This window comes from Rubrimonas sp. (genome assembly GCF_036788415.1).
Classification (GTDB): Bacteria; Pseudomonadota; Alphaproteobacteria; order Rhodobacterales; family Rhodobacteraceae; genus Rubrimonas.
The window spans coordinates 18,072-22,927 of sequence record NZ_DAIQNN010000055.1; the positions used below are offsets into that span (position 1 = coordinate 18,072).

Genomic DNA, 4,856 nt, shown 5'->3' on the forward strand with positions numbered 1-4,856 from the left:
TGACGCCGCCCTAGGGCTTCGGCGCGCCGTGTCCATGCGCGCCGTGTCCATGCGCCTCGCCCTCCATCGGACGGGCGAGGCTGCGCACCGGCGCTTCGAGCGCCAACTCGCCGGCCTTCTCGAAGACGAGCGTCAGCGGGACCGACTCGCCTTCGAGCAGCTGACCGGTCAGCCCCATCAGCATCACATGCAGCCCCCCGGGAGCGAGGGTCACCGTCTCGCCGGCCGGCAACGGGATGCCGCCCTCGACTTCGCGCATCCGCGCGACCCCGTCGGCGTCGAGAATGTGGGTGTGCAGCTCGACCCGGCGCGCGACGTCGCTGCGCGCGGCGACCAGCCGGTCGTCTTCAGAACCGGCGTTGCGCACCGCCATATAGGCGGCGGAGGCGCCGGCGCCCGGAGGGGTCGCGCGGGCGAAGGGATCGGCGACCGAGATGTCTCCGGCGAGAGCGGGGCCTGCGAGACAGGCTGCGGCGAGAGCCGCGCCGAGAAAGCGCTTCATGAGCGTGCCTTTCGAAATGTTGGACTGCGTGGGGCCGTGGCGGCCTTCAGGCCGCAGGCGCCCGTGGCGGGGCGCGGGCGCGGCGCAAGCGGCGGGCGCGCTGGGCGATCTCGACGGAAACAGCGGGCCGCAGCGCCGCCATGCGCCGCGTCGCGCGCCGCGGCGACGAAGGCTCCGGCGGCGGCGCCGCCGCGCAGAGCATGCAGCGCTCGCAGGCGGCGGTTTCATCCCCGAGCGGCGCGCCCGTCGCTGGATCGACTAGGAGGACGCGGACGCCGTCGCGCGCGCAGATTTCGACCGGGAGGCCGACCGCCGCGCGCAAGGGCGCCGACACGCTCGCGAGCGCGAGGATCAGGACGAGCGCAAGCTGCGGGGCGCGGCGGAACGATGGCGTCATCCCCCGCAGTCCAGCACGGGCGACGGATGCGGGCAACGCCGCGCGCGGCGTTGCGTCAGCCCGTCGCGGAGAGCGTTCAGCTCGCGGCGGCGATCTTCTGCAGCTCGCGCTTGACGTCGAGCGCGCGCGGGCTGAGCTCCTCGTCGCGGGCCTTGAGCAGGAAAGCGTCGAGGCCGCCGCGGTGGTCGACCGTGCGCAGCGCCGCGGCGGCGATGCGGAAGCGGAAGGTCTTGCCGAGCGCCTCGGACTGCAGCGACACCGCGTTCAGGTTCGGCAGATAGCGCCGGCGGGACTTGATGTTGGAGTGGCTGACGCGGTTGCCGGTCAGCACGCCCTTACCGGACAGTTCGCAACGACGGGACATGCGGTCACCTCGACAGTGTCTCTCGGGCGCCGCGCCCGGATCGACGGTCGGGCGGCGCGGAAATTCGGGAAGCCGGTCTATAGGCGCGGCGATCAGAGGCGTCAACCCGGCCCGCGCCCGTCTCACGGCGTTTGAACGCGCACGCTCGCCGGGTTAACAAGAGGGCGCGCCGACCGCGCCATCCTCGGGAGTTTCTCGATGCGCCGACTGTGCCTGCTTCTGCTCGCAAGCTGCGCTCTGCAAGGCTGCATCGCCTACACCGTCGCCTCGACGGCGGTCTCGGTGACGGCGACGGCGGTCGACGCCACCGCCGACGTGGTGGGCGGCGCCGTCGATCTGGTCATCCCCGACGACGACTGAGCCCGCGATCAGGCTTTCGGCCACTCGCCCCACGGAAACGGCTTGTCCTCGGTCTGCGCCGACTGGAAGCGCGCGACCTGCGCCATCCACGCCCCCAGGCTCGCCCCGAAGGCGCGCAACTGAGCGTTGGGCGTCCGGTAGAGCATCAGCCAGAGGAACTGAACCACCGCCAGGAGCGTGAGCAGCGTCTCGGCCACGGCGAACATCACGATGAAGGCGAGCGAGAAAAGACCGCGCGCCCATGGGCGCGGCGCGGCGGCGGCTTCGGGCGCGTGGGGGATTTCGGTCGACGACATGGGTTTCTCCTCGATCTGTCGAGCGAGAAGTGGGAACGCCCGGCGCCGCGCGCAAGCCGGCTCCGGTTACTCGAGCCGCGCCGCGCCGAGCCGCGGGATTTCGGGCTCGACCCGCGCACCCGGCGCCGCCCCCTGCCCTGCGACCTGCCCCTGAGCGGGCCGACGGAACACCATGAGCGCCTGATGGGTCTCGGTCGCGCGGCCGAACAAGCCCGACTTGACCTCCATCGGCGCAAGGTCGCAGCGCAGATACTCCCAGCCCGCCTGCGCCTGCTCGGCCATGACCGCCTCGAACGCCATGGCCAGCGCCTCGGCGGGGGTCTTCGCGCCGCGCATCTTCTTCGCCCGGCGCGGCGCCGGGACCACCTTGTAGACGAAGGCCATCGCGCCGCTCCTCACTCGATCCCGAGCTTGCTCTTGACCAGCGCCTGCACGGTCTGCGGGTTCGCCTTGCCGCCGGTCTGCTTCATCACCTGGCCCACGAACCAGCCGGAGAGCGTCGGCTTGGCCTGCGCCTGCGCGACCTTGTCGGGATTGGCCGCGATCACCGCATCGACCGCCGCCTCGATGGCGCCCGTGTCGGTGACCTGCTTCATGCCGCGCGCGGCGACGATCTCCGCCGGGTCGCCGCCCTCGGACCAGACGATGTCGAACAGGTCCTTGGCGATCTTTCCCGAGATGTCGCCCGAAGCGATCAGGTCGAGGATCGCGCCGAGCTGCGCCGCCGAGACCGGGCTGTCGCCGAAATCGCCGCCCTCGCGGTTGAGCCGTCCGAACAGCTCGTTGATCACCCAGTTCGCCGCCTGCTTGCCGTCGCGCCCCTGCGCCACCGCCTCGAAGAAATCGGCGCTGGCCCGCTCGGCGGTCAGCACCGAGGCGTCGTATTCGGTGACCGCGTAGTCGCGGACGAAGCGCGCCTTCTTGTCGTCGGGCAGTTCGGGAAGGCCCGCCGCGATGGCGTCGACCCATGCCTGATCGAGTTCGAGCGGCAGCAGATCGGGATCGGGGAAGTATCTGTAATCATGCGCTTCCTCCTTGGAGCGCATCGACCGCGTCTCGCCCTTGCCCGGGTCGTAGAGCCGCGTCTCCTGATCGATTTTCCCGCCGTCTTCGAGGATCGCGATCTGGCGGCGCGCCTCGTAGTCGATGGCCTGCGTGATGAAGCGCATCGAGTTCATGTTCTTGATCTCGCAGCGCGTGCCGAGTTCGGTCGCCCCCTTGGGCCGCACCGACACGTTGACGTCGGCGCGCAAGCTGCCTTCCTGCATGTTGCCGTCGCAGGCGCCGAGATAGCGCAGGATCTGGCGCAGCTTGCGCACGAACTCCGCCGCCTCCTCGGGGCCGCGGATGTCGGGGCGGCTGACGATCTCCATCAGCGCCGTCCCCGAGCGGTTGAGATCGACGAAGGAGGCGGAGGGGTCGAGGTCGTGGATCGACTTGCCGGCGTCCTGTTCGAGGTGGATGCGCTCGATCCGCACCCGCCGCGCGACACCCGGCCCCATGTCGACCAGAACCTCGCCCTCGCCGACGATGGGGTGCTTGTACTGGCTGATCTGATAGCCCTGCGGCAGATCGGGATAGAAATAGTTCTTGCGGTCGAACACCGAGCGCAGGTGGATCTGCGCCTTCAGCCCCAGCCCCGCGCGCACCGCCTGCTCGACGCAGAACTCGTTGATCACCGGCAGCATGCCCGGCATCGCCGCGTCGACGAGGCTGACGTTGGAGTTGGGCGCGGCGCCGAATTCGGTCGAAGCGCCGGAGAAGAGCTTGGACTTCGACAGCACCTGCGCGTGGACTTCCATGCCGATCACCATCTCCCAGTCGCCCGTCGCGCCGGAGAGGGTTTTCGGCTCGGGTTCGGAATAGGCGAGTGCGGTCATGGCGCGCGGTCTCCGGGAGCTGTCGGGCATGGTTCTAGGCGGCCCCCGCGCCCGGCGCAACGCATCGCGAGGCGCGCGCGCTACCCCTCGGCGAGCGCCGCCAGCAGCGCCTTGAGGTCCACCACCTCGCGCCGGTCCATCGAGACGTAGACGAAGCCCATATTCGCCCGCTCGCGCACCATCGCGCCGGGAAAGGGCAGATGCGACAGTTCGCGCGAGCCGAAGCCCGGAGAGGCCGTCGCCACCTGCCATTCGGTCGTCAGCTTCACGTCCACCAGCTTGAGCGACGGCCCGCCCTGCCCGTCCGCGATCTCGAAGGGGATGCGGGCGAGGCGGAGGAACGCCGTCTTGTCGGCGGCGGCGGCGAAGCCGTCGATGAACTGGGCGGCCAGCGTCTGCAAGTCCTCCGCCGCGCCGTCCGCATGGGGGTGGCTGTGGAGATGGTCGGCGCTCGCGAAGTTGTGGTCGTGCGCGTGGTGGTGGGCGTGGTCATGCGGCATGGCTCAGCGCCCCTTCGCCGGGGTGGACCAGCGGCGCCCGTCGCGGGCGGCGTCGTAGTCGCCCATCGGCCAGCTCACCGGCTTGTCGATGTGCGGCTTGTGCGCGCCGAGCACGCCATGGGCGACCATCGAGCCCAGCACGTCCACGATCACCCGCGTGCCCATCAGCGCGGTGATCTCGGACTGGTCGTAGGGCGGCGAAACCTCGACCAGCTCCATCCCGCACAGCCCCTCTGCGGCGACCTTGGAGGCGAGCGCCAGCGCCTCGCGCGGCAGAAAGCCGCCGGGCTCGGGCCAGCCGGTGCCGGGCACGAAGCCGCAGTCGATGCTGTCGATGTCGAAGGACATGTAGACCATGTCCACCCCGTCCCACGCCATCTCGAGCGCCATCTCGGCGGTCTTGTCGATGCCCATCTTCTCCATGTCGGACATGGTGATGATGTTGGTCTGCCGCTCGCGCGCGACCTTCACCGCCTCGCGCGGGACCTGCCAGCCGCCGATGCCGACCTGCACGAGGTTCTTCGCCGGCACGTTGGGCAGGTTGGTCGAGTGGAACC

General features: G+C 70.4%; 9 protein-coding genes. 1 reads left to right on the forward strand and 8 read right to left on the reverse strand.

Annotation, left to right across the window (positions count from 1 at the left end):
• Nucleotides 1-10 precede the first annotated feature (10 nt).
• The 3 genes from V7Q31_RS12605 to rpmB all read right to left on the reverse strand — a co-directional run bounded on the left by V7Q31_RS12605 (nucleotide 11) and on the right by rpmB (nucleotide 1,263).
• A complete protein-coding gene (locus V7Q31_RS12605) occupies nucleotides 11-502 on the reverse strand; it encodes a copper chaperone PCu(A)C (RefSeq protein ID WP_333834216.1) in 492 nt (163 codons plus the stop codon).
• Nucleotides 503-548: 46 nt separating this feature from the next.
• Nucleotides 549-899 carry a hypothetical protein gene (locus V7Q31_RS12610; protein ID WP_333834217.1) on the reverse strand — a complete coding sequence of 117 codons (351 nt, stop codon included), beginning with the start codon at nucleotides 897-899 and terminating at the stop codon, nucleotides 549-551.
• A gap of 76 nt (nucleotides 900-975) precedes the next feature.
• Entirely contained in the window at nucleotides 976-1,263 is a 288-nt protein-coding gene (rpmB, locus tag V7Q31_RS12615; RefSeq protein ID WP_333834218.1) for a 50S ribosomal protein L28, read from the reverse strand.
• A gap of 198 nt (nucleotides 1,264-1,461) precedes the next feature.
• Between rpmB and V7Q31_RS12620 the strand changes: the two genes are divergently transcribed.
• A complete protein-coding gene (locus tag V7Q31_RS12620; protein ID WP_333834219.1) occupies nucleotides 1,462-1,623 on the forward strand; it encodes a hypothetical protein in 162 nt (53 codons plus the stop codon).
• An 8-nt stretch (nucleotides 1,624-1,631) separates the two neighbouring features.
• Here the strand turns inward: V7Q31_RS12620 and V7Q31_RS12625 are convergent, their stop codons facing one another.
• The 5 genes from V7Q31_RS12625 to V7Q31_RS12645 form a co-directional block, all read right to left on the reverse strand.
• A complete protein-coding gene (locus tag V7Q31_RS12625; protein ID WP_333834220.1) occupies nucleotides 1,632-1,919 on the reverse strand; it encodes a DUF4389 domain-containing protein in 288 nt (95 codons plus the stop codon).
• Nucleotides 1,920-1,985: 66 nt separating this feature from the next.
• Nucleotides 1,986-2,303, reverse strand: a complete 318-nt coding sequence (locus tag V7Q31_RS12630; RefSeq protein WP_333834221.1) for a hypothetical protein — start codon at nucleotides 2,301-2,303, stop codon at nucleotides 1,986-1,988.
• Nucleotides 2,304-2,314: 11 nt separating this feature from the next.
• Nucleotides 2,315-3,799 (reverse strand): Asp-tRNA(Asn)/Glu-tRNA(Gln) amidotransferase subunit GatB, encoded by a 1,485-nt coding sequence (gene gatB / locus V7Q31_RS12635; RefSeq protein WP_333834222.1) that lies wholly within the window; start codon nucleotides 3,797-3,799, stop codon nucleotides 2,315-2,317.
• A gap of 80 nt (nucleotides 3,800-3,879) precedes the next feature.
• Nucleotides 3,880-4,299, reverse strand: a complete 420-nt coding sequence (locus V7Q31_RS12640; RefSeq protein ID WP_333834223.1) for a hypothetical protein — start codon at nucleotides 4,297-4,299, stop codon at nucleotides 3,880-3,882.
• 3 nt (nucleotides 4,300-4,302) lie between these two features.
• Nucleotides 4,303-4,856: arginase family protein (locus V7Q31_RS12645; RefSeq protein ID WP_333834224.1), on the reverse strand; the 554-nt coding region annotated here is incomplete at its 5' end.

Coding starts and splice junctions, on each gene's coding strand:
- V7Q31_RS12630 (WP_333834221.1), bottom strand. CDS start 2,303: ATGGCCTTCGTCTACAAGGTGGTCCCGGCGCCGCGCCGGGCGAAGAAG.
- V7Q31_RS12640 (WP_333834223.1), bottom strand. CDS start 4,299: ATGCCGCATGACCACGCCCACCACCACGCGCACGACCACAACTTCGCG.
- V7Q31_RS12605 (WP_333834216.1), bottom strand. CDS start 502: ATGAAGCGCTTTCTCGGCGCGGCTCTCGCCGCAGCCTGTCTCGCAGGC.
- V7Q31_RS12620 (WP_333834219.1), top strand. CDS start 1,462: ATGCGCCGACTGTGCCTGCTTCTGCTCGCAAGCTGCGCTCTGCAAGGC.
- V7Q31_RS12610 (WP_333834217.1), bottom strand. CDS start 899: ATGACGCCATCGTTCCGCCGCGCCCCGCAGCTTGCGCTCGTCCTGATC.
- rpmB (WP_333834218.1), bottom strand. CDS start 1,263: ATGTCCCGTCGTTGCGAACTGTCCGGTAAGGGCGTGCTGACCGGCAAC.
- V7Q31_RS12625 (WP_333834220.1), bottom strand. CDS start 1,919: ATGTCGTCGACCGAAATCCCCCACGCGCCCGAAGCCGCCGCCGCGCCG.
- gatB (WP_333834222.1), bottom strand. CDS start 3,799: ATGACCGCACTCGCCTATTCCGAACCCGAGCCGAAAACCCTCTCCGGC.